20 protein-coding genes and 1 other RNA gene are annotated in these 24,924 nt (G+C 61.9%); 12 read left to right on the top strand and 9 right to left on the bottom strand.

Annotated elements, in window-relative coordinates:
* Positions 1 to 22 precede the first annotated feature (22 nt).
* The gene (locus KHO23_RS23090) at positions 23 to 1,747 is read left to right on the top strand and encodes an FAD-dependent monooxygenase (RefSeq protein ID WP_211613549.1); all 1,725 of its coding nucleotides are present in this window, start codon (positions 23 to 25) and stop codon (positions 1,745 to 1,747) included.
* A gap of 39 nt (positions 1,748 to 1,786) precedes the next feature.
* On the opposite strand, the gene KHO23_RS23095 is transcribed toward KHO23_RS23090, so the two are convergent.
* From KHO23_RS23095 to KHO23_RS23110, 4 genes are read right to left on the bottom strand one after another with little or no spacing between them, the layout of a single operon-like run.
* Positions 1,787 to 2,038 carry a formate dehydrogenase subunit delta gene (locus tag KHO23_RS23095; protein WP_211613550.1) on the bottom strand — a complete coding sequence of 84 codons (252 nt, stop codon included), beginning with the start codon at positions 2,036 to 2,038 and terminating at the stop codon, positions 1,787 to 1,789.
* Positions 2,039 to 2,046: 8 nt separating this feature from the next.
* Positions 2,047 to 5,025 carry a formate dehydrogenase subunit alpha gene (gene fdhF, locus KHO23_RS23100; RefSeq protein ID WP_211613551.1) on the bottom strand — a complete coding sequence of 993 codons (2,979 nt, stop codon included), beginning with the start codon at positions 5,023 to 5,025 and terminating at the stop codon, positions 2,047 to 2,049.
* A gap of 14 nt (positions 5,026 to 5,039) precedes the next feature.
* Positions 5,040 to 6,611 carry a formate dehydrogenase beta subunit gene (locus KHO23_RS23105; protein WP_211613552.1) on the bottom strand — a complete coding sequence of 524 codons (1,572 nt, stop codon included), beginning with the start codon at positions 6,609 to 6,611 and terminating at the stop codon, positions 5,040 to 5,042.
* A complete protein-coding gene (locus tag KHO23_RS23110) occupies positions 6,608 to 7,093 on the bottom strand; it encodes an NAD(P)H-dependent oxidoreductase subunit E (protein WP_211613553.1) in 486 nt (161 codons plus the stop codon). Before KHO23_RS23110 ends, KHO23_RS23105 begins: the two co-directional genes overlap by 4 nt.
* A gap of 134 nt (positions 7,094 to 7,227) precedes the next feature.
* On the opposite strand from KHO23_RS23110, the gene KHO23_RS23115 reads away from it, so the two are divergent.
* Both KHO23_RS23115 and KHO23_RS23120 read left to right on the top strand, forming a co-directional pair.
* A complete protein-coding gene (locus tag KHO23_RS23115; RefSeq protein ID WP_211613554.1) occupies positions 7,228 to 8,307 on the top strand; it encodes a substrate-binding domain-containing protein in 1,080 nt (359 codons plus the stop codon).
* Between the two features lie 109 nt (positions 8,308 to 8,416).
* Positions 8,417 to 8,683: a hypothetical protein gene (locus KHO23_RS23120; RefSeq protein WP_211613555.1), complete on the top strand. Its 267-nt coding sequence runs from the start codon at positions 8,417 to 8,419 to the stop codon at positions 8,681 to 8,683.
* Between the two features lie 140 nt (positions 8,684 to 8,823).
* On the opposite strand, the gene KHO23_RS23125 is transcribed toward KHO23_RS23120, so the two are convergent.
* The 5 genes from KHO23_RS23125 to ompA form a co-directional block, all read right to left on the bottom strand.
* Positions 8,824 to 9,192, bottom strand: a complete 369-nt coding sequence (locus KHO23_RS23125) for a COG4315 family predicted lipoprotein (protein ID WP_211613556.1) — start codon at positions 9,190 to 9,192, stop codon at positions 8,824 to 8,826.
* Between the two features lie 256 nt (positions 9,193 to 9,448).
* Positions 9,449 to 9,818, bottom strand: a transfer-messenger RNA (tmRNA) gene (gene ssrA / locus KHO23_RS23130).
* 174 nt (positions 9,819 to 9,992) lie between these two features.
* On the bottom strand, positions 9,993 to 10,706 hold the full coding sequence (locus KHO23_RS23135) for an HAD-IA family hydrolase (RefSeq protein ID WP_211613557.1): 714 nt from the start codon (positions 10,704 to 10,706) through the stop codon (positions 9,993 to 9,995).
* Positions 10,707 to 10,738: 32 nt separating this feature from the next.
* Positions 10,739 to 11,437, bottom strand: a complete 699-nt coding sequence (gene ubiG / locus KHO23_RS23140; protein ID WP_211613558.1) for a bifunctional 2-polyprenyl-6-hydroxyphenol methylase/3-demethylubiquinol 3-O-methyltransferase UbiG — start codon at positions 11,435 to 11,437, stop codon at positions 10,739 to 10,741.
* Between the two features lie 219 nt (positions 11,438 to 11,656).
* Positions 11,657 to 12,304 (bottom strand): outer membrane protein OmpA, encoded by a 648-nt coding sequence (gene ompA / locus KHO23_RS23145; protein WP_054037229.1) that lies wholly within the window; start codon positions 12,302 to 12,304, stop codon positions 11,657 to 11,659.
* 499 nt (positions 12,305 to 12,803) lie between these two features.
* On the opposite strand from ompA, the gene gyrA reads away from it, so the two are divergent.
* The 9 genes from gyrA (at position 12,804) to rpsA (ending at position 24,900) form a co-directional block, all read left to right on the top strand.
* The gene (gene gyrA / locus KHO23_RS23150) at positions 12,804 to 15,440 is read left to right on the top strand and encodes a DNA gyrase subunit A (RefSeq protein WP_211613559.1); all 2,637 of its coding nucleotides are present in this window, start codon (positions 12,804 to 12,806) and stop codon (positions 15,438 to 15,440) included.
* Between the two features lie 134 nt (positions 15,441 to 15,574).
* Positions 15,575 to 16,177, top strand: a complete 603-nt coding sequence (locus KHO23_RS23155; protein ID WP_172176206.1) for a DUF2059 domain-containing protein — start codon at positions 15,575 to 15,577, stop codon at positions 16,175 to 16,177.
* 330 nt (positions 16,178 to 16,507) lie between these two features.
* Entirely contained in the window at positions 16,508 to 17,590 is a 1,083-nt protein-coding gene (gene serC / locus KHO23_RS23160) for a 3-phosphoserine/phosphohydroxythreonine transaminase (RefSeq protein WP_211613560.1), read from the top strand.
* Positions 17,591 to 17,668: 78 nt separating this feature from the next.
* Positions 17,669 to 18,751, top strand: coding sequence for a prephenate dehydratase (gene pheA, locus KHO23_RS23165; protein ID WP_211613561.1), 1,083 nt, complete (start codon positions 17,669 to 17,671; stop codon positions 18,749 to 18,751).
* 81 nt (positions 18,752 to 18,832) lie between these two features.
* Positions 18,833 to 19,945, top strand: coding sequence for a histidinol-phosphate transaminase (hisC, locus tag KHO23_RS23170; protein ID WP_211613562.1), 1,113 nt, complete (start codon positions 18,833 to 18,835; stop codon positions 19,943 to 19,945).
* Positions 19,946 to 19,996: 51 nt separating this feature from the next.
* A complete protein-coding gene (locus KHO23_RS23175) occupies positions 19,997 to 20,947 on the top strand; it encodes a prephenate dehydrogenase (protein WP_211613563.1) in 951 nt (316 codons plus the stop codon).
* Positions 20,948 to 20,965: 18 nt separating this feature from the next.
* Complete coding sequence (aroA, locus tag KHO23_RS23180; RefSeq protein WP_211613564.1) at positions 20,966 to 22,270, top strand: 3-phosphoshikimate 1-carboxyvinyltransferase; 1,305 nt, start codon at positions 20,966 to 20,968, stop codon at positions 22,268 to 22,270.
* A 35-nt stretch (positions 22,271 to 22,305) separates the two neighbouring features.
* Positions 22,306 to 22,992: a (d)CMP kinase gene (gene cmk, locus KHO23_RS23185; protein ID WP_211613565.1), complete on the top strand. Its 687-nt coding sequence runs from the start codon at positions 22,306 to 22,308 to the stop codon at positions 22,990 to 22,992.
* Between the two features lie 174 nt (positions 22,993 to 23,166).
* Positions 23,167 to 24,900: a 30S ribosomal protein S1 gene (gene rpsA, locus KHO23_RS23190; protein ID WP_063496917.1), complete on the top strand. Its 1,734-nt coding sequence runs from the start codon at positions 23,167 to 23,169 to the stop codon at positions 24,898 to 24,900.
* The last annotated feature ends 24 nt before the right edge of the window (positions 24,901 to 24,924 follow it).

A 24,924-nucleotide genomic window follows, 5' to 3' on the forward strand; every position in this document is an offset into this window, starting at 1 on the left:
CCCGATGTCTCCGGAGGCCCGCATGGACGCTGCCGCACACGATACGTCGCCGGTGCTGATCGTCGGGGCGGGTCCGACCGGGCTCGCCGCGGCGATGAGTCTTGCGCGTGCCCACATCCCCGTGCGTCTGGTCGACAAGGCGCTGCAACCGAATCCTTACTCGCGGGCCATCGGCATTCAGGCGCGCACACTCGAACTATTCGAACAGCACCGGCTGATCGAGCCATTTCTCGAACTCGGTCATCGCGCGCGCATCGCCAATCTTTTTTCCAATGGCACGCGTCTCGCGCGCCTCGATTTTGATCCTCTGCGTACCCGCTATCCGTATCTGCTGTTTCTCGATCAATCCGTGACCGAACGTTTGCTGACGGAGCATCTCGCGACGCTTGGCGTAACGGTCGAGCGCGGCGTCGAACTGACGATGTTCTCGCAGGGTTCCGCTAGCATGCAGGCGACGTTGCGTCGCGCGGACGGCCACACGGAGACGCTTCGCCCGTCGTACATGATCGCCGCCGATGGCGCGCATAGCACGATCCGTCACCGGCTCGGGTTGAGCTTTGTGGGCAATACCTTCGAGCAGACGTTTCTGCTTGCCGACGTGCATGCCGAGACCGATTGGCCCGACGACGAATTCCATATCTTCGCTTCAGGCGAAGGTCTCGTTGCGCTGTTTCCGATGGGCCATGGCCGCCATCGTCTGATTGCGGATCATTCGGCCGAACCGGCCACCGTCTCTGCGCCGGCGACGCCCGCCGTGCTCGGTGAGCCGCCGCTCGATCAGGTTTTGCCGCCGTCGCTGGCCGAATGCAAGGCGCTGATCGCCCGGCGTGTGCGGGAACGCGTCGACGTGTCGGAGCTGGCATGGTCGTCGCATTTTCATCTGAGCAGCAGGATGGTCGAGCGACTGCGCGTCGGCCGCATTTTTCTGGCGGGCGATGCGGCTCACGTGCACAGCCCGGCCGGCGCGCAAGGGATGAACACGGGCATTCAGGAAGCGTTCAATCTCGGCTGGAAGCTCGCGCGCGTTTTGAAAGGCGCGGCGTCTGATCGCCTGCTCGATACGTACCATCACGAACGGCATCCCATCGAGCGCGACGTGCTGCGGCAAACCGGCTTCATCACGCAGATGGCCGAAGCCGATCATGGTCCGATGAAGCTACTGCGCGATCGCGTGATGCCGGTGCTGGCCGCGCTCGGTCCGCTGCGCGATGCGGCGCGAATGACCATCAGCGAGTTGTCGATCCAGTATCGGCGCAGTCCGCTGACGCTCGAGCGCGTGCTCGACGGCGGTCCGCGTGCCGGCGAACGGGCGCCGGATGCGCTGGTGCATGTGGTGGATGGGCCGCTCGGGCGCGCGCCGGGTGTCGGCTGCATTTTCGATCTGCACGATCCCGCGTTCTTCTCATTGTTCCTGCTAGCCCAGCCGCTGCCCGCTGACGAAACGCCGCTCGATCCTGCCGCCAAGCATGCGCCGGCGCCGGATCCGGAACTGGAGCGACTGGTTGCGGAAGTCGAGCGATTGTTGCCGGACGGGGTGCGCATCTGGCGCGTGACCGATACGAGCGGCGAGGGCGCTCCGGCGCTCTCTGAAGCGTATGGACGCACGCGGCCGTCGTTCTATCTGGTGCGGCCGGACGGCTACATCTGCGCGCGTGGGCGCACGGGTTCCGATCTGCACGGCTTGCTGCGGCATTGCGAAGCGTGGTTTACAGAGGGCGGCGTGATACCGGAGCAGGCGGCCCTGTGACGGGGGCCGCCATGCGCTGGTTGAACGGCGGCGACTCGCCTATACCGTAGCGGGAGCGGCCGGCGTCAGCCCGTCACGATGCGTGACGAGCGCTTCCCTGACAATGGCCGACATCTCGATGCCGTTCGCATCCGGCTCATCGAGCGCCGCCAGCAAGGCGCGTCGCATACGCGGCTCCCAGAAGCGGCGGATATGATCGGCGATGCCGGCGAGCGCTTCTTCGCGATCCGGCATCGAATCGAAAAAATCGCCGATCCGGTTCGCCATGTCGATCAGATTCTGATTGTCCATGGCTTGCCTCACTTACCCGACGTTGCGTTGGCCAACTCGCGCTGCTTCAGCAGATCGAGCTGCTCCGTGTTGAAGCGCGAATAATCCTGCTGCCATTGCGACGGCTGTTCGACCGGCATCACCTGCACCGCGGTCACCTTGTACTCGGGACAGTTGGTAGCCCAGTCCGAGCTATCGGTGGTGATCACGTTCGCACCCGATTCGGGGAAGTGGAACGTCGTGTAGACGACGCCCGGCTGCATCCGCTCGGTCACTTTCGCGCGCAACACGGTTTGTCCCGCGCGCGATTCGATGCCGACCCAGTCGCCGGTCTTGATGCCGCGCTCTTCCGCATCGTGCGGATGCAGTTCCAGCCGGTCTTCGTCATGCCAGCGCGAGTTTTCGGTACGGCGCGTTTGCGCGCCGACGTTGTACTGCGAGAGGATGCGGCCCGTGGTCAGCAGGAGCGGGAACTTGCGCGTGACCTTTTCAGGCGTTGCGATAAATTTCGTAATCACGAACTTGCCCTTGCCGCGCACGAAGGTGTCGATGTGCATGGTCGGCGTACCGTCGGGCGCGCTCTCGTTGCACGGCCACTGGATACTGCCGAGTTCGTCGAGCTTCCTGTACGACACGCCGTGGAAAGTCGGCGTGAGACGTGCGATCTCGTCCATGATCTGCGACGGATGCGTGTAGTCCATTTCATAACCGAGCGCGCGAGAGAGCAGCACGGTGACTTCCCAGTCGGCGTAACCCGGCACCGGTGGCATCACTTTACGCACGCGCGAGATACGGCGCTCCGCGTTCGTGAAGGTGCCGTCCTTTTCGAGGAACGACGAACCCGGCAGCAGCACGTGCGCGTACTTCGCGGTCTCGTTGAGGAAAATGTCCTGCACGACGATGCATTCCATCGACGACAGTGCCGCCGACACGTGATGCGTGTTCGGATCGGACTGCACGATATCTTCGCCCTGGCAGTACAGACCCTTGAAGGTGCCGTGCACGGCGGCATCGAACATGTTCGGAATGCGCAGTCCTGGTTCGGGCTGCAGCGTGACGTTCCATGCTTCTTCGAACAGCGCGCGCGTGATCGAATCGCTAATGTGGCGATAGCCCGGCAGCTCGTGCGGGAATGAGCCCATGTCGCACGAACCCTGTACGTTGTTCTGACCGCGCAGCGGGTTCACGCCGACACCTTCGCGGCCGATATTGCCGGTTACCATCGCCAGATTCGCGATGCCCATCACCATCGTCGAGCCTTGCGCGTGTTCGGTGACGCCAAGACCGTAATAGATCGCGGCGTTGCCGCCGGTAGCGTAGATGCGGGCCGCTTCGCGCAGGGATGCGGCGGGCACGCCGGTCAGCTCTTCGGTTGCTTCCGGCGCGTTCTCGGGCAGGGCGACGAAGGCACGCCATTGCTCGAACGCGCGCGTTTCGCAGCGCTCGGCGATGAACGCTTCGTTCAGCAGCCCTTCGGTCACGATCACATGCGCGAGGGCATTGACCACCGCGACGTTGGTGCCCGGACGCAATTGCAAATGATGCGACGCCTTCACGTGCGGCGTATCGACGATATCGATGCGCCGCGGATCGACGACGATCAGCTTCGCGCCTTCACGGATGCGGCGCTTCATGCGCGAGCCGAACACCGGGTGCCCGTCAGTCGGATTCGCGCCGATCACCATGATCACGTCGGCTTTGTCGACCGAGGCGAAGGTCTGCGTGCCGGCGGATTCGCCGAGCGTGGTCTTCAGGCCGTAGCCCGTCGGCGAGTGGCAGACGCGCGCACAGGTGTCGACGTTGTTATTGCCGAACGCGGCGCGCACGAGCTTCTGGACGAGATAGGTTTCTTCGTTCGTGCAACGCGAAGACGTAATACCGCCGATCGAATCGCGGCCATGCTTCGCCTGAATCCGGCGGAACTCCGATGCCGCGTAGCTGAGCGCTTCTTCCCAACTGACTTCACGCCACGGATCGGTGATCTTCGCGCGGATCATCGGCTTGGTGATGCGGTCCTTGTGCGTCGCGTAGCCCCAGGCGAAGCGGCCCTTCACGCACGCGTGCCCTTCATTGGCCTGGCCGTTCTTGTGCGGCACCATCCGCACGACTTCGTTGCCCTTCATCTCGGCCTTGAACGAGCAACCCACGCCGCAATACGCGCATGTGGTGACGACCGAATGCTCGGCCTGGCCCAGCATGATGACGGTCTTTTCCTGCAAGGTCGCGGTCGGGCACGCAGCAACGCATGCGCCGCACGACACGCATTCCGATTCCATGAACGGCTGGTTTTCGCTGGCCGCGACGCGCGATTCGAAGCCGCGTCCGGCAATGGTCAGCGCGAACGTCCCCTGGGTTTCCTCGCACGCGCGCACGCAGCGATTGCAGACGATGCATTTCGACGGGTCGTACGTGAAGTACGGATTCGATTCGTCCTTTTTGTCCTTCAGGTGATTCGCGCCGTCGAAGCCGTAACGCACTTCGCGCAAACCGGTGACGCCGGCCATGTCCTGCAATTCGCAATCGCCGTTGGCGGGGCAGGTCAGACAATCGAGCGGGTGATCGGAGATATACAGCTCCATCACGTTACGGCGCAGCGATTGCAGGCGATCAGTTTGCGTGCGAACCTTCATGCCGGCTTCGACGGGCGTCGTGCACGAAGCAGGGTAACCGCGCTTGCCTTCGATCTCGACCAGACATAGACGGCATGAACCGAACGGTTCGAGCGAATCGGTCGCGCAGAGCTTCGGCACGTTGACGCCGGCTTCGACGGCGGCGCGCATCACGGACGTGCCGGCCGGAACCGTCACGGCCTGGCCGTCGATTTCCAGTGTGACGTCGACGTCGGCATGGCGTGCCGGCGTGCCGTAGTCGGTGTCGTCAAAGAACGAACGGGGCGCGTGTTGTTGTGCAATTGCTTGCGATTTGCACGCGCAGTTGCCGGAGCCGCAGCCGCCCCCCAAAGAGACTTCCTTCGGGGCGCCGGCAGGGGAGTTGAGCACATCGGACATGTGAGGCTCCTGGGTCAGGCCGCAGCCGCTTTGGGCGCGTGGTGGTGCACGTTATCGAGACCGAAGTCTTCGGGAAAATGGTCGAGCGCGGACAGTACCGGGTACGGCGTCATGCCGCCCATCGCGCAGAGCGAACCGGACACCATCGTGTCGCATAGATCGCGCAGCAACTGCACTTGTCGCGTGGACGTATCGCCATTGCGGATCCGTCCGATCACTTCGACGCCGCGCGTCGAGCCGATCCGGCACGGCGTGCATTTGCCGCACGATTCGAGCGCGCAGAAGTGCATCGCGTATTGCGCGAGTTCGGCGAGGTTCGACGTGTCGTCGTGCACGACAATGCCACCGTGTCCGACCACCGCGCCGACGGCTGCGTACGCTTCGTAGTCCATGGGGATGTCCCACTGGCTTTCCGGCAGATAGGTGCCGAGCGGGCCGCCGACTTGCACCGCGCGCGCCGGGCGCCCGCTTGCCGTACCGCCGCCGTAGTCGAATAGCAGTTCGCGCAACGTGACGCCGAACGCGAGCTCGACCAGACCGCCTTGCTTCACATTGCCGGCGATCTGGAACGGCAGCGTGCCGCGCGAGCGGCCCATGCCGAAGTCTTTATAGAACGCAGCACCGCGCGCGAAGATGATCGGCACCGTCGCGAGCGTGATGACGTTGTTGATTACGGTCGGCTGGCCGTACAGGCCGACTAGCGCCGGCACTGGCGGTTTGGCCCGCACGATGCCGCGTTTGCCTTCGAGCGATTCGAGCAGGGCGGTTTCCTCGCCGCAGACGTAAGCGCCCGCGCCTTTCGCGACAAACAGGTCGAAGCGATGCGCCGCCGAGCCGAGCACGCTATCGCCGAGCCAACCGGCGGCGCGCGCGCGGGCGATCGCGGCTTCGAGCGTCGCGATCGAGTGCGGGTATTCGCTGCGCACGTAGATATAGCCGACCGTCGCGCCGGTCACGACGCCCGCGATAATCATCCCTTCGATCAGCACGTACGGGTCGCTTTCCATCACCAGGCGGTCGGAGAAGGTGCCGGAGTCGCCTTCGTCCGCATTGCAGACGATGTATTTCTGCGCCGCTTTGGCGCCGCGCACCGTGCGCCATTTGATGCCGGCGGGGAAGGCTGCGCCGCCGCGGCCGCGCAGGCCGGATTCGATCAATGCTTCACAGGCGGCGTCGCCGTCGGTTTTCAAGGCTTGCTTGAGACCTTCGAGCCCGCCATGGGCAACGTAATCGTCGATGGAAAGCGGATCGGTAATGCCGATGCGCGCGAAGGTCAGGCGCTGCTGTTTCTTCAGATACGGTATGTCATCGACCACACCGACACGGCGGGCATGCTCGCCACCTTCGATGAAACCGGCGTCGAATAGCGCTGCAACGTCGCTCTCTTCGACGTTCGCATAGCCGACGCGGCCTTCAGCCGTCGCAACTTCGACGAGCGGTTCGAGCCACAGCAAACCGCGCGAACCGTTGCGAACCAGTTCGATTTCAACACCGCGGCGTGCGGCTTCAGCTTCGATCGTCTGAGCGAGGGCGTCGGCGCCGAGTGCAAGCGCCGACGAATCGCAGGGAACGTAAATGCGCGTCATGCCGTTTCCTCCACACGCGTGTTGGCAGCGGCAAAGAGCGCGTCGAACTTTTTCGGCGTCACTTTCGCGTGCAGCGTGCCGTTGAGCATCAGCGCCGGCGACAGCGCGCATTGGCCGAGGCAGTAGACCGATTCCAGCTCGACCGTCGCTCCATGCCGATGCTCTGCATCAAAACGGCAACCGGTGTGTGCTTCGATATGCTGCGCGAGCGCCTCGGTGCCCATGCTGCGGCATGCTTCGGCGCGGCACAGTTGCACGGTGACAGGGGCCGCGGGCTGCGTGCGGAAGTGGTGGTAGTAGGTGATGACGCCGTGCACTTCCGCGCGCGACAGGTTCATGACGCGCGCGAGAGGCGCAACCGTGTCGGGCGGCACGTAGCCGAGCGCGTCCTGAATGGCGTGCAGTACGGCGAGCAGCGACATGCCCGGCTGTGCGTGACGCTGCACCAACTGGTCAGGCGCGATGGCGATGGAATCGTCCAAGTGGGGGCTCCTCCAAAGTCATATATGCACTTGTCATTCATAATGTGTGCACTTATGCTTTGTTTATTCGATATGGGATAGCGGAACAATAGGCGGGTGATACGCCTCGTGCAATAGGAATCGGTTGAACATATATGATCAGAGTCGAGTGCCAGGCGCAGCTGGTTGTCAAAGGCCCGGATGGCCGCGAGGCAAGCCTGTCGGACGTGGTGCCGCTGCTCGCGCTGGTGGACGAATCCGGCAGCATCGCGCAGGCGGCGACGCTTAAGGGTTTGTCCTACCGTCATGCGTGGGGTTTGTTGCGCAGCATCGAGGAGCGGTTGGGTGGTCCGCTGATCGCGAAGGAGCGTGGGCGCGGCTCGGTGCTCTCCGAACTCGGGCAGGCCGTGTTGCGCGCGCAGCGTCTGTGCGGCGAGCGGCTCGACGGCAACATGCAGGCGCTTGCAAGCGAAGTCGCCAGCGACCTGAACCGCTGGCTCGCGCCACCTGCCGACGACGTGCGGATCTACGCGTCGCACGGTTACGCTGTGGCGGCGTTGGTGACGGCGCTGGTCGCGAACGAACTGCCGGTCGATATCAAATACCGCGACAGCGCGGACGCGGTGAGCGCGCTCGCCCGTGGCGAATGCGATCTGGCCGGTTTCCACTTGCCGCTGGGCGAGTTTCGCGCGGCGTGCGCCGATACTTATCGGCGCTGGCTCGATCCGCAGCGCCACGTGCTCGTGCATCTGACGAAGCGCAAGCAGGGCCTCTTTCTCGGCAAGGGCAATCCAAAGGGAATCGGCGGTCTGAGCGACCTCGCGCGCGACGACATTCGCTTCGTCAATCGTCAGCCCGGTTCCGGCACACGCATGCTGCTGGATCTCGCGCTACGAAAAGTCGGCGTCGATCCGGACCGGGTCAACGGTTATGCGTCGGCGGAACTCACGCATTCGGCGATCGCGGCATTCGTGGCAAGCGGCATGGCGGATGTGGGTTTCGGCGTGGAGCCGGCGGCGCATCACTTCGGGCTCGACTTCATTCCGATCGTCGACGAAGACTATTACTTCGCCTGCGACCGCGCCCGGCTTGAGCGCACGCCGCTTGCAACGGTGCTCGGTTTGCTGCGCGGCGCCGCGTTTCGGCATAGCGTCGATCAGCTCGAAGGTTACGATCCGCATGACTGCGGCAAACTGCTCGATCTCGATACGGGGCTTGGCCCAACTACGGTGTAAGCGACTGTAAACAAAATGGTGCTGCCGCCACTGCATGGGGCGTTTGTTTGGGATAATCTCTAACCTTCCGCTTACGCCTTAACCGCGCGCTGTGCCGCGCTGAATCGATATGAAAGCTCTTCTTCACGCTTGTGCTGCGGCAGCAACGGCTGGCGTGCTTCTCGCCACCGTTTCGGTTGCCTACGCACAGAATTCGCCGGGTGTGCCGGGCGGTATCCTGCAAGATCAATTCCGTCTTGCCGAACATCCGCAGATGCCGTTTGCGGCGTCTGCGCCGTCGGACAAATACCAGTCCAACAAAAAGTCAGCCATGCGCAAGCGCGGCGACAATGGTGACCCGAACGGGTGTAATTTGCAGTGTCCTAAAGACGAATAAGCGCGCGAGCCGGCGCGGCCGGGTTCCGCTTTAGTGTTTGTTTGAGACGCCGGCATGCTGCCGGCGTTTTTCGTTGGGTGTCTTCGTCGGTGCCTTATATCGAGCCATTCGGCTCTGGCCCGTCTTTCAACAACTATTGGTTATGGCTTCGCCGTGTGCCACATGTCCTTGAAGCCGTCCCCCTTCATTTCTCCTGCCTGCTTGTCCGCCGCGTAGCGATACAACGGGTGACCCTTGTATGCCCATTGCTGTTTGCCGTCGGCGGAAGGGATCAGCGTCCAGTCGCCTGACGGCTTGTCCGACGGTCCCGCTACGGCTGCCGGCCAGTAGCTCGTGCAGCCACCAGTGCAGGCACTCACGCCTGGCGTGGTGTCTTTGTCAAAGGTATAGAGCGACATGCCGTCGGCGGTGACGAAGCGGCCGTCGACAATTTTTGGGGCTTCGGCGAAAGCGGTCTGTTGCAAGGCGAGGAGAGTCAGCGTGGAGAGGCAGAGGAGAGTCTTGCGCATGATGGTGGCTCCTGATTTTGATGTTGGTCTCGCGCGGAACGCGGCGTGCGGGCGCGCGTGGGGAATGAACGATTGAAGGGGTTCGTTTATTCCTTTCGCTTCGCGCGGCTGCGATACCCGCGAGCAAAGAGGCCCGCTTGATGAGCGGGCCTTCTGTTTTATAGGCAGCCAACAAAAAACCCGCAAGCAGCAGGCCGCTTACGGGTTTTGAGTGAGTCTTGACGGTGCAGCTTGAAACTACTTGAAAAAGGTGTTCTGGTGGAGGCGGCGGGAATCGAACCCGCGTCCAGAAGCACTCTACGACTAGTTCTACATACTTAGTTCTGTCATTTGATTTAACCACCACGACGCGGACGAACACGCTGCGTGACGGCGATTCACTAGATTTTCGACCTTGGCGTCGTGACGCCGCCAAGACTTAACTGACGTATATGACCTCTGTCGGTATTGCTACCGGTCTTGCGACTCTAGCCCGTCAGTGAACTAGGCAGAGGACGGCGGCCCTTAGGCTGCCAGTGCGAACGTTTCGTCGTTTGCAGTTACGTTTTTCCCATTGATTAACGAGGTGACGGGTCCTCGGTATGCCCTAGCCGCTTCGCAACCCCTGTCGAAACCAGGTCGCCCCCACGGTTCGTTGCCCAATACTTATGGGCCAGCGTAGATTTTACAATAGTTTGACGGCCACGTCCTGGCTGATTGCCTTGTCGTTTCGACGCGTTGCTGCGCGGTTGCGGTGAGGCGGCAAGGCACTGCTTGGTGTTGCGCGCGCCGTGTCTGCCGTTTTTGCATGCTGCATGCGCTCAGCCAATGTCGCACAGCAGCTTTTGCAATTCAGCGGGCGATTGCACGACATGCTGCGCGTGCCATTGCGTCGGCGGAATGTCATTGCCGCAGTATCCGTAGGCGGCCGCGATGGTCTTCATGCCAGCTGCGAAACCCGCTTGTACGTCGCGCAGGTCGTCGCCGACATAGACGATGCGCTCCGGCACTACATCCAGTTCGCGCGCGGCGTGCAACAGTGGCGCGGGGTGCGGCTTCGAATGCGGCGTCGTATCGCCGCTCACCACGCAGCCGGCGCGCTCTTCGAGGCCGAGTTGCGTGATCAGCGGCTCAGTCAGCCTTGCCACCTTGTTCGTCACGATGCCCCAACGCACGCCCCGTGCGTCGAGATCGTCGAGCAATTCGGGGATACCGGGGAACAGCATGGTCTCGATGCACAAGTCCGCTTCGTAGTTGGCGAGAAACTCCTCGCGCATCGACGCGAACTCATGATCCTCGGGGCCAATGCCGAAGGCCCCGCCGATCAGCCCGCGCGCGCCCGCCGACGCGAGCGGCCGCAGGTCTTCGAGCGGCACCATCTCCAGGCCGCGATCGTGGCGCATCTTGTTGACGGCAGCCGCCAGGTCGGGCGCGGTGTCGGCCAGCGTGCCGTCGAGGTCGAACAGGACAGCCTGGCAAAGACCGACCGTGTCGTCGTTGTCTTCGCGTTGGGGCAGGGGCGTGGGATCGCTCATTGATTGGATTGATTCCGGCAGGTCGGGGCGGATCAGACGTCGCGGCGGCAGGCGAGCATGTAGTTCACGCTCGTGTCGGCGGACAGCGTGAAATGCTTGCTGAGCGGGTTATAAACGATACCTTTGATGTCCACCGTGCGCAGGCCGGCGGCGCGCACGAAGCCCGCCAATTCCGACGGACGGATGAAGCGCGCGTAATCGTGCGTGCCCTTAGGCAGCATCCGCGCGATATATTCGGCGCCGATTACCGCGAACAGATACGACTTCACGTTGCGGTTCAGTGTGGAGAAAAACACCCAGCCGCCCGGTTTCACCAGCGTCTTGCATGCCTCGACGATGGCGGCCGGTTCGGGCACGTGCTCGAGCATTTCCATGCAGGTGACGACGTCGAAAGTGCCCGGTTCGCGGGCCGCGAGTGCTTCAGCGGCGATTTCTTCGTAATTGACGGTGACACCGCTTTCAAGGCTGTGAAGATCCGCCACGCCGAGCGCCTGGCTCGACAGGTCGATTCCCTTCACGTGCGCCCCCAATCCAGCCATCGACTCAGACAGAATGCCGCCGCCGCAACCGATATCCAGCACGGTTTTACCGGCGAGATGCGCGTGCGTGTCGATCCAGTTCAGGCGAATCGGATTGAGTTCATGCAGCGGTTTGAATTCGGCGTTCGGGTCCCACCAACGGTGCGCGAGGTCGCTAAATTTCTGCAGTTCGTGGGGATCGGCGTTGGTCATAGCGGAAACTGCCTCGATAAGGGCGTTGAGCGGGCGCTCGAGGATAAACCCGGAGTATATAGGCCGAGCGGCGGGGCGGCAAAATGCCGCGCAGCGGCTGGCGCGTCCTGTTCCGGCAGATCGGGCGCGTGCTCGGAGGAGAGCGCGAGCAGCGCCCGCAGTAGCGGCATAAAAAAAGCCCCGCCGAAGCGGGGCTTTGATACTGCGGTAATTTGTAGCTTACTGCTTCGAAGTACCGACAACTTCGACTTCCACGCGACGATCCGGTGCGAGGCAGGCGACGAGTTGCTTGTGGTTCTTCTGGTTGCAACCGGTCGTGACCGGGTTGCGCTTGCCCTTGCCTTCCGTATAGATACGGTTGGATTCGATGCCCTTGCTGACGAGGTACGACTTCACAGCTTGAGCACGGCGCAGCGACAGACGGTCGTTGTACTTGTCCGAACCGATACGGTCCGTGTAACCCGTTGCGACGATGACTTCCAGGTTCAGCGAACCGACCTTCGATGCCAGATCGTCCAGCTTTTCCTTGCCAGCCGGCTTCAGGATAGCCTTGTCGAAGTCGAACAGAGCGTCAGCTTGATACGTAATCTTTTGGCTCGTAATAGCCGGTGCAGGTGCGACCGGAGCCGGCGGGGTCGGAGCCTGGGCAACCAGGGCGCCATCGCACTTAGCGTTGGCCGTTGCCGGCGTCCAGAATGCATCGCGCCAGCAAAGCTCGTTCGTGCCGTTCATCCACACGTATTCGCCGGTACCATTCACCCAGTTGTCGTTCGTAGCTTGTCGCGACGCCGGCACCGATTGCGCCATGGCGGATGCAGCCATAACTGCGGTAGCTGCAATGAACGCGAGCTTTGAAAGTTTATTCATATTTCTCCTCTCGAAATTGAGATTACCGCAGGTTTACTGCGAGCCTGTTGACGAAGACAAGTCATACATTGCTCGAAGTATAACATCGGTGTAGAACAAAAAACGTGCTGTGTAGACTTCGAGCAGTGTCTAACTCTTTGTGCGTTGGCATTTTGCCATATCGTTCCCTTCCCACGATAAAAAAATCTGCCCCCGATCAAATCGCCCTCCAATTGTGGTGCATGCGCAACAGAAGCAATTCGCTGTACGCACCGCCAGTCATGGCTGAGCGGCGGATTGGCGCATGCACGAATCGAGCCTGCCCCCGATTCGATAATGGGGCGTCCAGGCGCCGTTTCCGTTCGCCTGCTAATAGGTATACGTACCCCAGTCGGGGGCGGATGCGCGACATGTTAGAATCGCGTGATGCGTTGCGCCTGCAATGCTTACGCGAAGGCGCGGCGAGTTGGGCTTCAAGCGAGCTTCACGCCGTCGCCTTGGCACGTAAAAGATACGGATAATGGATCAATTCGCCAAAGAGACTCTGCCAATCTCCCTAGAGGAGGAAATGCGCCGTTCGTATCTCGATTACGCGATGAGCGTGATCGTGGGGCGTGCGCTTCCCGATGTTCGCGATGGCCTGAAGCCGGTACACCGGCGCGTGCTGTACGCGATGCACGAACTGAACAACGACTGGAACCGGGCTTACAAGAAGTCGGCGCGTATTGTCGGCGACGTTATCGGTAAATATCACCCGCACGGCGACACGGCTGTTTACGACACCATCGTCCGGATGGCGCAGCATTTCTCGCTGCGCTACATGCTGGTGGACGGTCAGGGCAACTTCGGTTCGGTCGACGGCGACAACGCCGCGGCAATGCGGTACACCGAAATCCGCATGGCGAAGATCGGCCACGAGCTGCTGGCCGACATCGACAAGGAAACGGTCGACTTCACGCCGAACTACGACGGCAGCGAAAACGAGCCGGCCATCCTGCCGGCGCGTATTCCCAATCTGCTGATCAATGGCTCGTCCGGTATTGCGGTCGGCATGGCGACCAACATCCCGCCGCACAACCTCAATGAGGTTGTCGACGCATGTCAGCACCTGCTGAAAAACCCGGAAGCCACGATCGACGAACTGATCGAGATCATTCCGGCGCCTGATTTCCCGACCGCCGGCATCATCTACGGCGTGGCCGGCGTGCGCGACGGTTATCGCACCGGCCGCGGCCGCGTGGTGATGCGCGCGCTTACGCACTTCGAGGAAATCGACCGCGGTCAGCGCATGTCGATCATCGTCGACGAATTGCCGTACCAGGTGAACAAGCGCTCACTGCTGGAGCGCATCGCCGAACTGGTCAACGAGAAGAAGCTCGAGGGCATCTCCGACATCCGCGACGAATCCGACAAGAGCGGTATGCGCGTCGTGATCGAGCTGAAGCGCGGTGAAGTGCCGGAAGTCGTGCTCAACAATCTGTACAAGGCGACCCAGCTTCAGGACACCTTCGGCATGAACATGGTCGCGCTGGTCGACGGCCAGCCGAAGCTGCTGAACCTGAAGGAAATGCTGGCGTGCTTCCTGTCGCATCGCCGGGAAGTGCTGACGCGGCGCACTGTATACGAACTGCGCAAAGCCCGTGAACGTGGCCACGTGCTCGAAGGTCTGGCGGTTGCGCTGGCCAACATCGACGAGTTTATCGCGCTCATCAAGGCCGCACCGACTCCGCCGATCGCGAAGCAGGAATTGATGGCGCGTCCGTGGGATTCGTCGCTGGTGCGCGAAATGTTGTCGCGCGCCGAGACGGAAAATGCGTCGGCCGGTGGTCGTGAGGCTTATCGCCCTGACGGTTTGAACCCGTCCTTCGGTATGCAGACCGACGGCCTCTACCGCTTGTCCGACACCCAGGCTCAGGAAATCTTGCAGATGCGTCTGCAGCGCCTGACGGGTCTGGAGCAGGACAAGATCATCGGCGAGTACCGCGAAGTGATGGCGCAAATCGCCGACCTGCTGGACATTCTGGCTCGCCCGGAACGCATTACGGCGATCATCGTCGACGAACTGACGTCGATCAAGGCCGAATTCGGCGACGCGCGCCGCTCGAAGATCGAGCTGAACGCAACCGAACTGAACACCGAAGACCTGATCACGCCGCAAGAGATGGTCGTGACCATGTCGCACGCCGGGTATGTGAAGTCCCAGCCGTTGTCCGAATATCGCGCCCAGAAGCGTGGTGGTCGCGGCAAACAGGCGACTTCCATGAAGGAAGACGACTGGATCGACACGCTTTTTATCGCCAACACGCACGACCACATCCTGTGCTTCTCGAATCGCGGCCGGGTCTACTGGGTCAAGGTTTATGAAGTGCCGCAGGGGTCGCGGAACTCGCGCGGCCGTCCGATCGTCAATATGTTCCCGTTGCAGGACGGCGAAAAGATCACGGTCGTGCTGCCGGTCAAGGAGTTCACGGCAGATAAATTCGTGTTCATGGCCACCGCGTTAGGAACGGTAAAGAAGACGCCGCTGGAAGCCTTCAGCCGGCCATTGCGCAAGGGTATTATTGCGGTCGGTCTGGATGACGGCGACTACCTGATCGGCGCGGCCATCACGGACGGCCAGCATGACGTGATGCTGTTCTCGGATTCAGGCAAGGCAGTGCGTTTCGACGAGAACGATGTCCGTCCGATGGGCCGCGAGGCGCGTGGTGTACGCGGCATGCAGCTCGAAGACAGCCAGAGCGTGATTGCGCTGCTGGTGGCCGGCGACGAGCAGCAGTCGGTGCTTACCGCAACCGAAAACGGCTATGGCAAGCGCACGCCGATCACCGAGTACACCCGTCACGGGCGCGGTACGAAGGGGATGATTGCGATCCAGACGTCGGAGCGTAACGGCAAGGTCGTCGCCGCCACGCTGGTGGATCAGGAAGCGCAGATCATGCTGATCACCGATACGGGCGTCCTGATTCGTACGCGTGTATCGGAAATTCGAGAAATGGGGCGCGCAACCCAAGGTGTTACACTCATCAGCCTTGACGAAGGGACCAAGCTTTCAGGTCTGCAACAGGTTGCTGAGGCGGAAGCAGAGGGTGATGTGGAAGGCGACACCGAAGGTCCTGCCGAAGGCGACAACGGCGGTGAAGAGGGTGGTGCGGCCTGATCCGCGTCGACGGTTTTCAGTCTCAGTTATTGGTTGAAAGCTGCGCAGGGAACAATGGCGTGTCGGGCCGGTGTCGGACAGATACGCATCCCGCGCAGCTTGCAGTTCAAGTTAATTTCTCTTAGGGAGTGATGATGCAAAAACGATTCAAACAACTGATGTTGCTGGCTGCTCTCGTGCCGACCTTCGCTATGGCTCAAGCTCTGCAGAGCTCGGCACCGGCGGCTCCGGCTGCTGCCGCTGCACCGGTTGATCCGGCCAAGCAGGCTGCAATCAAGGACCTGCTGGACGCAATCGACGCACAGAAGCTGGTCGGCGCAATCGGCAACAGCGCGCAAATGCAAGCCAAGCAACTGGTCCCGGCTATCCTGTCGGACGCCCTGAGCGAAAACAAAACGATGACGGACAAGCAGAAGCAGGCTTCCGTCCCGGCGCTGCAAAAGAACGCCGTGCCGAAGCTGGTTGACGGCGCAGGCCAGGTGTTCGCAACGGATTCCTTCCGTCAAGACGCAATGCAAGCTCAGTACGACGCTTACGCGAAGTACTACAGCACGTCGGAAATCAAGGATCTGACAGCGTTCTACAAGAGCCCGACCGGCCGCAAGTTCATCCAGGTGCAAGACCAGGTTGGCCGCGACGTCGTGAATGGCTTGATGCAGAAGTACATGCCGCAATCGATCAAGGCAACGCGTGACCAGGCTGACAAGGAAGTCGCTTCGGTCAAGCCGGCTAAGTAAGCCAGCGGTTCAGTCCAGAGGTCGAAAGGCTGCGCTGACATCGCGCTAGCCGGATCTTGGCAAGCCATTCGGCATGCCGGGTTTGGCGGGTAGGCGATGACAATGCGATAATGGCCGTTTGCGCACACGCGCAGACGGCCATTTTCTTTTTGGGCGCGAAATTGTTGTCAAACGTGCGTCGTCAACTTCACGTTGTCGAGTTCGCGGCGCTAACTTTGCAATGGCTGCTATTGCTGCGGCTGCCGTAGCAGCGGCCGCCTTCGCGGTTGCTAACTTCGCCGATTTTTGCGCGATCTGCTCGTTTTTCGCGCCAGCTTCCAGGATCTCACGATGCGCGTCTTTAATTTCTCCGCCGGCCCGGCTGCCATGCCCGAAGAAGTGCTGCGTCAGGCAGCCGAGGAGATGCTCAATTGGCAGGGCAGCGGCATGAGCGTGATGGAGATGAGCCATCGCGGTAAAGAATTCATGGCGATCCACGAGGAAGCGCTCGTCGATCTGCGCGAGTTGCTCGAGGTGCCCGCCAGCCATCGCATCCTGTTTCTACAGGGCGGCGGGCTGGGCGAAAACGCGATTGTGCCGATGAACCTGATGGGTGCGAAAGCGCGCGCGGACTTCGTTGTGACGGGTTCGTGGTCGCAGAAGTCGTTCAAGGAAGCGCAAAAGTACGGCACGGTGCATCTGGCGGCGAGCGGTCAGACGGCCGAAGGTTTCACGCGCGCGCCGGCACGCTCGGAATGGCAACTGTCGGACGATCCGGCGTACGTGCATCTTTGCACCAATGAGACCATTCACGGCGTCGAGACGTTCGAGATTCCCGACCTCGGCGATATTCCGTTGGTGGCGGACGCGTCGTCGCACATCCTGTCGCGCCCGATGGATATCGCCAAATACGGCGTGCTGTTCGGTGGCGCGCAGAAGAACATCGGCATGGCGGGCGTGACGGTCGTGATCGTGCGCGAAGACATGCTGGGCCGTGCTCAGTCGATCTGCCCGTCGGCGTTCGAATGGAAAACCGTCGCCGAGAATAATTCGATGTACAACACGCCGCCCACGTATGCGATTTACATCGCGGGGCTGGTGTTCAAGTGGTTGAAGAAGCAGGGTGGCCTGGTCGAGATGGAAGCGCGTAACCTCGAAAAATCGAAGCTGTTGTATGACGCGATCGATTCGAGCAGCTTCTATCGGAACAAGGTCGAGCGTGGCTCGCGCTCGCGGATGAACGTACCGTTTTTCCTCGCCGACGAGTCGCGCAACGAAGATTTCCTGGCCGGCGCGAAAGCGCGGGGAATGGTGCAGCTAAAGGGCCACAAGTCCGTCGGCGGCATGCGGGCGTCGATTTATAACGCCGTCCCGCTCGAAGGCGTCAAAGCGCTTGTCGAATACATGAAGGAATTCGAGCAGCGCAGCGCCTGATCGTCTTCGATATTCAGGCACGCGCATCCTTTCCAGCACGCATTTGTGTAGCAGCTACCGGCAGGGCCGTTTTCACGCATGGACGACGAACTCAATACCCGACTCAAGCCCCTTCGCGAACGCATCGACGCGATCGACGCGCAGCTGATCGCGCTCCTCAATCAGCGCGCCGCCGTGGCGCTCGAAGTGGGCGAGGTGAAGAAGCATTTCAACGCGCCGGTGTTCCGCCCGGAGCGCGAACAGCAGGTGATCGCGCGCCTGCAGGATATGAGCGACGGCCCGCTGGCCGGTGAGCATATCAGCGCGATCTGGCGCGAGATCATGGCCGCGAGCCGTGCGCTCGAAAAGACCATCAAAGCCGCGTATCTCGGCCCGGTCGGCACGTATAGCGAACAGGCCATGCACGAGTACTTCGGTCAGTCGATCGAAGGTCTGCCCTGCCCATCGATCGACGAAGTATTTCGCTCGGTCGAAGCCGGCGCAGCCGAATTCGGCGTTGTGCCGGTCGAGAATTCGACCGAAGGCGCCGTGTCGCGCACGCTCGATCTGCTGCTGCAAACCCAGCTCACGATCGGTGGCGAACTGGCGTTGCCGATTCACCACAATCTCCTGACGCTGAACGGCGGTCTCACCGGCGTGACGCGGGTGTGCGCGCATGCGCAGGCGCTCGCCCAGTGCCAGCGCTGGCTCGCGACAAATGCGCCGCATCTCGAGCGGCAGGCGGTGTCGAGCAATGCAGAAGCTGCGCGCATGGCGGCGGAAGATCCAACCGTCGCAGCCATCGCCGGCGATCGCGCCGCCACGCACTACGGACTGCAAGTCGCGTACGCCCTGATCCAGGACGATCCGCACAACCGCACGCGTTTCGTGATGATCGGCAAGGAGCGCACCGGCGTTAGCGGGTACGACCAGACGTCGTTGATCATTTCGGTGGCGAACGAGCCGGGTGCGCTGTTCAAGTTGCTGGAGCCGTTGGCGCGCCATAGCGTATCCATGACCCGTTTCGAGTCGCGGCCGGCGCGCGTCGGCACGTGGGAGTACTACTTCTATGTCGACGTCGAAGGCCATCGCGACGAGCCGGCGGTCGCCGCCGCGCTGACCGAACTCGGCCAGAAGGCCGCGTTCCTGAAGATACTCGGCTCGTATCCGCGCGCCCGCTAATGTCTGTCGAGGCACGCTCATGTAGCTCGAGCGTGCCTGTCGCGAATTCATCTACTACTAATTAGTCGTTCGGAGATTTTCATGACAACGTCCTTCGGTCCTTCCTATGTGCGCGCGATCGCGCCTTACATCGCCGGTAAGCCGATTTCGGAAGTGGCCCGCGAGTTTGGCCTCGACGAAGCGACCATCGTGAAGCTCGCGTCGAATGAAAATCCGCTCGGCATGCCGGAATCGGCGCAGCGCGCCATGGCGCAAGCCGCCAGCGAACTCGGCCGCTATCCGGACGCGAACGCATTCGAACTGAAGACGGCGCTGAGCGAGCGTTACGGCGTGCCGGCCGATTGGGTCACGCTCGGCAACGGCAGCAACGACATTCTCGAAATTGCCGCGCATGCGCTGGTGGAGAAGGGTCAGTCGATCGTCTACGCCCAATACTCGTTCGCGGTCTACGCGCTCGCCACGCAAGGCGTGGGCGCGCGTGCGGTCGTCGTGCCGGCTGTCAGGTACGGCCACGACCTCGATGCGATGCTCGCCGCGATCACTGACGACACCCGGCTGATTTTCGTCGCAAACCCGAACAACCCGACCGGCACGTTCATCGAAGGCGCCAGGCTCGAAGCGTTTCTCGACAAGGTGCCGCGTCACGTGGTCGTCGTGCTCGACGAGGCGTACACGGAATATCTGCCGGAAGAAAAGCGCTACGACTCGATCGCATGGGTGCGCCGTTATCCGAATCTGCTGGTGTCGCGCACGTTCTCGAAGGCGTTTGGCCTCGCGGGTTTGCGTGTCGGCTTCGCCATCGCGCAGCCTGAATTGACCGATCTGCTGAACCGTCTGCGTCAGCCGTTCAACGTGAACACGCTCGCACAAGCCGCGGCGATTGCCGCGCTGAACGACAAGGCGTTTCTGGAAAAGAGCGCGGCGCTGAACGCGCAAGGCTATCGCCGTCTGACCGAAGCGTTCGATAAACTCGGCCTCGAGTATGTGCCTTCGGACGGCAACTTCGTGCTGGTGCGCGTCGGAAACGACGACACAGCCGGCAACCGCGTCAACCTCGCGTTGCTGAAGCAGGGCGTGATCGTTCGCCCGGTCGGCAACTACGGTTTGCCTCAATGGCTGCGCATCACGATCGGCCTGCCGGAAGAAAACGAAGCGTTCCTCGCGGCGCTCGAAAAGACGCTCGCCACCGCGTAAGCGGTTGACTTTGACCCGCGCGCCTCACTTGACGGAAGGCGCGCTTTTTCTGTGACCGACGTGGCCGCGTTCTCTTTTAACAAATTGGTGATTTTCGGTGTCGGCCTGATCGGCGGATCGCTCTCGCGCGCGTTGCGTGAACGTGGCGAGCGGAGTGAGGTGACAGGCGTGCGCGCGGTGATCGGTGTCGGGCGTTCGTCCGCGTCCACAGCGCGCGCGCTGGAGTTGGGCCTGATCGACGGATCCGCCGCATTGAACGACGAAGCCGCGTTGCGTGCTGCGCTGTCCGGCGCGGATATCGTGTTGCTTGCCGCGCCAGTTGCGCAGACCCAACCGCTGCTCGAGCGCATTGCGCCGTTTCTCGACGCAGGCACGATCGTCACCGATGCCGGCAGCACCAAGTCCGACGTGGTGGCGTCCGCACGCGCGGCGCTCGGCGCGCGCATCGGCCAATTCGTGCCGGGGCATCCGATTGCCGGCCGTGAGGCCAGCGGCCCGGATGCGGCGTTGCCCGATCTGTACGTGAATCGCAACGTCGTGCTGTGCCCGTTGCCGGAGAATGCACCGGAGGCGGTCGAGCGCATTGCCGCGATGTGGCGCGCTACCGGCGCTTGCGTGCGGGACATGACGCCGGAGCAGCATGACCGCGTGCTGGCCTCGGTCAGCCATTTGCCCCACGTTTTGTCTTTCGCGCTAGTCGAGCAGATTCTCAGTTCGCCCGACGCCGCGCTGAAATTCTCATTTGCCGCCGGCGGTTTCCGCGACTTTACGCGCATCGCCGCGTCGAGTCCGGAAATGTGGCGCGACGTGTGCGTGGCGAATCGCGCCGCGTTGCTCGACGAACTCGATGCGTACACGGCGGTGCTTGCACGCCTGCGCGCGGCGATCGAAGCGGGCGACGGCGCCGCGCTCGAAGCCGTGTTCGCGCGCTCGCGGGTCGCGCGCAGCGAATGGCAGGAACAGCGCACTGCAGGGGCGGCCCTCGGCGACGCCTCGAAATAACCGGAACTGGACTCAATCATGGAATTCCTCGATCTCGGACCCTTTTCTCGTGCGTCCGGCACGGTTCGTTTGCCCGGTTCGAAGAGCATTTCGAATCGTGTGCTATTGCTTGCGGCGCTCGCCGAAGGCGAAACTACGATCACGAATCTGCTCGACTCCGACGACACCCGCGTGATGCTCGACGCGCTCGAAAAACTCGGCGTGCGTCTGAAACGCGAGGGCGACACCTGTGTTGTGACCGGTACGCGCGGTGCGTTCACCGCGCGCACAGCCGATCTGTTCCTCGGCAATGCCGGCACGGCGGTGCGTCCGCTAACGGCGGCGCTCGCGGTGAATGGCGGCGACTATCGTATTCACGGCGTGCCCCGCATGCACGAGCGGCCGATCGGCGATCTGGTCGACGGCTTGCGGCAGATTGGCGCGAAGATCGACTACGAAGAGAATGAAGGCTATCCGCCGCTGCGGATTCGCCCGGCGCAAATCATGGCTGACGCACCGATCCTCGTGCGTGGCGACGTGTCGAGCCAGTTCCTGACTTCGCTGCTGATGACCTTGCCGCTGTTGCGCACGGAAAGTGGCGTGACGACCGTGCAGGTGGACGGCGAACTGATTTCGAAGCCGTACATCGAGATCACGATCAAGCTGATGGAGCGCTTCGGCATCAAGGTCGAGCGCCATGAGTGGCACCGTTTCGTCGTGCCGGCGGGGCAGCGCTATCAATCGCCGGGCACCATCATGGTGGAAGGCGATGCGTCGTCGGCGTCGTATTTCCTCGCGGCCGGCGCGCTCGGCGGCGGCCCATTGCGGGTGGAAGGCGTGGGCCGAGCCAGCATCCAGGGCGACGTCGGCTTTGCCGATGCGCTCATCAAGATGGGCGCGAACCTGCAGATGGGCGACGACTGGATTGAAGTGCGCGGTGTCGGCAACGACAACGGCAAGCTCGATCCGATCGACATGGACTTCAACCTGATTCCGGATGCCGCCATGACGATCGCCGTCGCTGCGCTGTTCGCGGACGGCACGACCACGCTGCGCAATATTGCCAGTTGGCGCGTGAAGGAAACCGACCGGATCGCCGCCATGGCCACCGAACTGCGCAAGGTCGGCGCGAAGGTGCAGGAAGGCGAGGATTTCCTCGTCGTCACACCGCCTGAAAAGCTGATTCCGAACGCCGCGATCGACACCTATGACGATCACCGCATGGCAATGTGCTTCTCGCTCGTGAGCCTCGCCGGCGTGCCGATCCGGATCAACGACCCCAAGTGCGTCGGTAAGACATTCCCCGATTATTTCGAGCGCTTCACCGCGCTCGCTCAACCCTGATTCGCTCCCGAATCGACTGACGTGCGACTTTTTCGATGAAACCGATCCGTCCCTTTCACCAAACGCCCGTCATTACGATCGACGGCCCCAGCGCCTCGGGCAAAGGCACCGTGGCCGCGCTGGTTGCCGCGAATCTCGGCTTCCATTTGCTGGATAGCGGTGCGCTGTACCGGCTGGCGGCGCTCGCCAGCATGCGCTACAGCATCGTGGCGGATGACGTCGACGCGCTCGTAAAACTGATCGACGATCTGCACATCACCTTTCGCGAGGGGCTGGCGCAGCTCGACGGCGCCGATGTGTCGGCCGACATTCGGGCCGAGGAAGTCGGCAGCCGGGCCTCGGCGATTGCCGTGCACGCGCCGGTGCGAACCGCGCTGGTGGCCCGTCAGCGGGCTTTCCGTAAGGAACCGGGGCTGGTTGCCGACGGCCGCGATATGGGCACCGTGATCTTCCAGGACGCCGTGCTGAAGGTGTTCATGACCGCCAGTGTCGAGGCTCGCGCGGCGCGCCGGCATAAGCAATTGATCCAAAAAGGATTTTCTGCTAATATAGATGACTTGCTCCGTGATCTGCGTGAGCGCGACGAGCGTGACAGTCAGCGCGCGGCCGCGCCGCTCAAGCCTGCAGCGGATGCAAAGCTTCTTGATACCTCCGCATTGTCCATCGACCAGGCGGTCGAACAGGTGGTGCAGTGGTATGAAGAATGGGTCCCGCATGCTTGATGTTTGCTTAGTCTTTGAGCAGCGCTTTGAGTAGCGGGCGCAGTAGAAGTAGCGTTGTCAGTAGGTGCTCCGCGGCATGTGTCGTGGAGCGTGTTTAAACCCCTTAACCCCGCGTGGCATTCGCATTCTTGCCGTAGTTGCTGACCGTCCGGCCAGCCGGGCACCGCGAGAACCATGCAAATTTTGATTTTTATGTCCGACCTGCAAACTTCCAACCCGAATACCGAATCTTTTGCGGCTCTGTTCGAAGAGTCGCTGACCAAGCAAGACATGCGCGCTGGCGAGGTGATCTCCGCCGAAGTCGTGCGTGTTGACCACAACTTCGTGGTCGTCAACGCTGGTCTCAAGTCCGAAGCCTACATCCCGCTCGAAGAGTTCCTGAACGACGCGGGCGAGGTAGAAGTGCAGGCGGGCGACTTCGTTTCCGTCGCGATCGACGCGCTGGAAAACGGCTATGGCGACACGATCCTGTCGCGCGACAAGGCGAAGCGTCTGGCTTCGTGGCTGTCGCTGGAAAAGGCTCTCGACAACAACGAACTCGTGACCGGCACGATCACGGGTAAGGTCAAGGGCGGCATGACCGTCATGGTCAACGGCATCCGCGCATTCCTGCCGGGTTCGCTGGTTGACACGCGTCCGGTTAAGGACACGACCCCGTACGAAGGCAAGACGCTGGAATTCCGCGTCATCAAGCTCGACCGCAAGCGTAACAACGTCGTGCTGTCGCGCCGTGCCGTGATCGAAGCGACCCAAGGCGAAGAGCGCGCAAAGCTGCTCGAAACGCTGAAGGAAGGCGCGATCGTGGAAGGCGTGGTGAAGAACATCACCGATTACGGCGCGTTCGTGGACCTCGGCGGTATCGACGGCCTGCTGCACATCACCGACATCGCATGGCGTCGTGTGCGTCACCCGAGCGAAGTTCTGTCGGTTGGCCAGGAAGTTACCGCGAAGATCCTCAAGTTCGATCAAGAGAAGAACCGCGTTTCGCTGGGTATCAAGCAACTGGGCGACGATCCGTGGGAAGGCATCTCGCGCCGTTACCCGTCGGGCACGCGCCTGTTCGGTAAGGTCACCAACATCACCGACTACGGCGCATTCGTCGAAGTGGAATCGGGCATCGAAGGCCTGGTTCACGTGTCGGAAATGGACTGGACGAACAAGAACGTTGCACCGTCGAAGGTTGTGCAGCTGGGCGACGAAGTCGAAGTCATGGTTCTCGAAATCGACGAAGACCGCCGCCGTATCAGCCTCGGCATGAAGCAATGCAAGCCGAACCCGTGGGACGACTTCAGCCGCAACTTCAAGAAGGGCGACAAGCTGCAAGGCGCAATCAAGTCGATCACCGACTTCGGCGTCTTCATCGGTCTGCCGGGCGGCATCGACGGTCTGGTTCACCTGTCGGACCTGTCGTGGAGCGAAACGGGCGAAGAAGCCGTTCGCAAGTACAAGAAGGGCGACGAAGTGGAAGCGATCGTTCTCGGCATCGACGTCGAGAAGGAACGCATTTCGCTGGGTATCAAGCAGCTCGAAGGCGACCCGTTCAGCAACTTCGTTGCAATGAACGACAAGGGTTCGATCGTCGACGGCGTGGTCAAGACGGTAGATGCGAAGGGTGCAGTGGTTACGTTGTCGGCTGAAGTCGAAGGCTACCTGCGCGCTTCGGAAATCGCACAAGACCGCGTGGAAGATGCTCGCAACGTGCTGAAGGAAGGCGACAAGGTCAACGCGATGATCATCAACATCGATCGCAAGTCGCGTGGCATCAACCTGTCGGTCAAGGCCAAGGATTCGGCTGAGCAACAGGAAGCGATCCGCGGCCTGGCTTCGTCGGATTCGAGCTCGGCTGCTACCGGCACGACGAACCTCGGCGCGCTGCTGAAGGCCAAGCTCGACGGTCAGAATCAGTAAGCTCGGCGTTTTCTAGAGAGGTCT

The organism is Paraburkholderia haematera (assembly GCF_905220975.1).
In the GTDB taxonomy this organism is placed as follows: Bacteria; Pseudomonadota; Gammaproteobacteria; order Burkholderiales; family Burkholderiaceae; genus Paraburkholderia; species Paraburkholderia haematera.

Bases quoted from the DNA above. Each gene is read 5' to 3' on its own strand.
- KHO23_RS23090 (WP_211613549.1), top strand. From the start codon at position 23: ATGGACGCTGCCGCACACGATACGTCGCCGGTGCTGATCGTCGGGGCG.
- KHO23_RS23095 (WP_211613550.1), bottom strand. From the start codon at position 2,038: ATGGACAATCAGAATCTGATCGACATGGCGAACCGGATCGGCGATTTT.
- fdhF (WP_211613551.1), bottom strand. From the start codon at position 5,025: ATGTCCGATGTGCTCAACTCCCCTGCCGGCGCCCCGAAGGAAGTCTCT.
- KHO23_RS23105 (WP_211613552.1), bottom strand. From the start codon at position 6,611: ATGACGCGCATTTACGTTCCCTGCGATTCGTCGGCGCTTGCACTCGGC.
- KHO23_RS23115 (WP_211613554.1), top strand. From the start codon at position 7,228: ATGATCAGAGTCGAGTGCCAGGCGCAGCTGGTTGTCAAAGGCCCGGAT.
- KHO23_RS23120 (WP_211613555.1), top strand. From the start codon at position 8,417: ATGAAAGCTCTTCTTCACGCTTGTGCTGCGGCAGCAACGGCTGGCGTG.
- KHO23_RS23125 (WP_211613556.1), bottom strand. From the start codon at position 9,192: ATGCGCAAGACTCTCCTCTGCCTCTCCACGCTGACTCTCCTCGCCTTG.
- KHO23_RS23135 (WP_211613557.1), bottom strand. From the start codon at position 10,706: ATGAGCGATCCCACGCCCCTGCCCCAACGCGAAGACAACGACGACACG.
- ubiG (WP_211613558.1), bottom strand. From the start codon at position 11,437: ATGACCAACGCCGATCCCCACGAACTGCAGAAATTTAGCGACCTCGCG.
- ompA (WP_054037229.1), bottom strand. From the start codon at position 12,304: ATGAATAAACTTTCAAAGCTCGCGTTCATTGCAGCTACCGCAGTTATG.
- gyrA (WP_211613559.1), top strand. From the start codon at position 12,804: ATGGATCAATTCGCCAAAGAGACTCTGCCAATCTCCCTAGAGGAGGAA.
- KHO23_RS23155 (WP_172176206.1), top strand. From the start codon at position 15,575: ATGCAAAAACGATTCAAACAACTGATGTTGCTGGCTGCTCTCGTGCCG.
- serC (WP_211613560.1), top strand. From the start codon at position 16,508: ATGCGCGTCTTTAATTTCTCCGCCGGCCCGGCTGCCATGCCCGAAGAA.
- pheA (WP_211613561.1), top strand. From the start codon at position 17,669: ATGGACGACGAACTCAATACCCGACTCAAGCCCCTTCGCGAACGCATC.
- hisC (WP_211613562.1), top strand. From the start codon at position 18,833: ATGACAACGTCCTTCGGTCCTTCCTATGTGCGCGCGATCGCGCCTTAC.
- aroA (WP_211613564.1), top strand. From the start codon at position 20,966: ATGGAATTCCTCGATCTCGGACCCTTTTCTCGTGCGTCCGGCACGGTT.
- cmk (WP_211613565.1), top strand. From the start codon at position 22,306: ATGAAACCGATCCGTCCCTTTCACCAAACGCCCGTCATTACGATCGAC.
- rpsA (WP_063496917.1), top strand. From the start codon at position 23,167: ATGCAAATTTTGATTTTTATGTCCGACCTGCAAACTTCCAACCCGAAT.